The following is a 1,626-nucleotide window of genomic DNA, read 5'->3' on the forward strand; positions in this document are numbered from 1 at the left end:
GCTGTCGCGGACCTTCGACCCCGCGGCCCACGCCTGGACGGACGGCGGCTGGCGCTCGCCGGGGCTCAACGGCGGCGTGATCTACGAGCTGCACATCGGCACCTTCACCCAGGAGGGCACGCTGGACGCCGCGGCGGCGAAGCTGGAGTACCTCGCCGGGCTGGGCGTGGACCATGTGGAGCTGCTGCCTGTCAATGCCTTCAACGGGACGCACAACTGGGGCTACGACGGCGTGCTCTGGTACGCAGTGCAGGAGAGCTACGGTGGGCCGGCCGCCTACCAGCGCTTCGTGGACGCGGCCCACCGGCACGGCATCGGCGTCATCCAGGACGTGGTCTACAACCACTTCGGTCCGAGCGGGAACTACCTGCCGCAGTTCGGGCCGTACCTCGCCCCGGCCGGCGCCAATCCGTGGGGCGATTCGCTGAACCTGGACGGCCCGGAATCCGACGAGGTCCGCCGCTACATCGTGGAGAACGCGCTGATGTGGTTCCGGGACTTCCATGTGGACGGGCTGCGGCTGGATGCGGTGCATGCGCTGCGGGACGAGCGGGCCGTGCACCTCCTCGAGGAGCTCTCGGCCGCGACCGACGCGTGCGCCGAGGACCTGGGCAAGCCACTGTTCCTGGTGGCCGAGTCGGACCTGAACAATCCGCGGCTGCTGGAGGCACGCAGCCGCAACGGCTACGGGCTGGCAGGGCAGTGGAGCGACGACTTCCACCACGCCGTGCACGTGAACCTGACCGGCGAAACCTCCGGCTACTATGCGGACTTCGACTCGCTGGCCGCGCTGGCGAAGGTGCTCACCGGCGGGTTTTTCCACGACGGCAGCTACTCGTCCTTCCGGCAGCGCCACCACGGGCGGCCGATCGACAAGGAGCAGGTGACCGCGCGGCAGCTGGTGGTCTGCACCCAGAACCATGACCAGATCGGCAACCGCGCGGCAGGGGACCGGCTGACGGCCACCCTGGGCTACGGCTCGCTGGCGCTGGCCGCGGTGCTGAACCTGACCTCGCCGTTCACCCCGATGCTGTTCATGGGCGAGGAATTCGCCGCCTCCACGCCCTGGCAGTTCTTCACCTCGCACCCCGAGCCTGAGCTCGGCGAAGCCACTTCCAAGGGCCGGCTCAGGGAATTCGAGCGGATGGGCTGGGACCCGGCGGTCGTGCCGGATCCGCAGGCCGAGAGCACCTTCACCAACTCCAAGCTGCTCTGGTCCGAGGCCGAGGATGGCGAACACGCCCGGCTGGTGGAGCTGTACCGGCAGCTGATCCGGCTGCGGCGGCAGGAGCCCGAGCTGACCAACCCGGACCTGCGCGCCGTCGCCGTGGACTTCAACGAGGAACGCCGCTGGCTGCTCATGCGGCGCGGCCGGATCACCGTGGCCTGCAACTTTGCCGACACGTCCTGCCGGCTGGAAACCGGATCCGGGCGGCTGCTGCTGGCCACGGATCCGGAGGCCCAGCTGGACGGGGCCCTGACCCTGCCGGCTAAGTCCGCGGCAGTGCTGCGTCGGCAGGGCGAAGGCAACGGATGACGGGCCACGGCGTGATGGTCCGGCCCCGTGCCGCGGGCGCGGCATGATCCGGGCCTGGACCGGAGCCCAGATCCGCGCGGCGGAGCGGC

At 70.3% G+C, this 1,626-nt stretch carries 1 protein-coding gene; it reads left to right on the plus strand.

Annotation, left to right across the window (positions count from 1 at the left end; all coding sequences use genetic code 11):
• Window positions 1-1,537, plus strand: a 1,537-nt coding sequence (gene treZ / locus D477_RS20595; RefSeq protein WP_043847813.1) for a malto-oligosyltrehalose trehalohydrolase, incomplete at its 5' end; no start/stop codon positions are given.
• Window positions 1,538-1,626: the final 89 nt, after the last annotated feature.

This window comes from Arthrobacter crystallopoietes BAB-32, assembly GCF_000328305.2.
Classification (GTDB): domain Bacteria; phylum Actinomycetota; class Actinomycetes; order Actinomycetales; family Micrococcaceae; genus Crystallibacter; species Crystallibacter crystallopoietes_A.